The organism is Natrialba sp. PRR66 (assembly GCF_034808065.1).
Taxonomy (GTDB): domain Archaea; phylum Halobacteriota; class Halobacteria; order Halobacteriales; family Natrialbaceae; genus Natrialba; species Natrialba aegyptia.
The window spans coordinates 1-258 of the sequence record NZ_JAXHGN010000170.1 but is presented as its reverse complement, the minus strand read 5'-3'; the positions used below and the strand labels follow the sequence as shown (position 1 = coordinate 258).

The window sequence follows — 258 nt, the reverse complement described above, 5'->3', positions numbered from 1 at the left end:
CCCAGCGGGCGGGCTACCGCATCAAGGAGTTCCCCGTCGAGTGGACGCCGAAAGGCGACACGAAAGTCGACCTCGTCCGGGACGTGTTCGGGATGGGGAGCCAGATCCTTCGAACCTGGTGGCAAGTCGCCGTCAGCCCCCGGATCGACCGCCGCGTAACCGTCGTCACTGGGACGCTGCTGACGGTCGTGGCGATAGCCCTGATGACCCAGTATCTCGACCCGTCGACGGTGCTTTCTCACGTGGCTGCCGCCGACC

Annotated in this window: 1 pseudogene; it reads left to right on the top strand. The window is 66.3% G+C overall.

Features of this window, described 5'->3' with window-relative positions:
* Window positions 1–258: pseudogene (locus tag SM755_RS23890) on the top strand (glycosyl transferase); the annotation flags it as partial.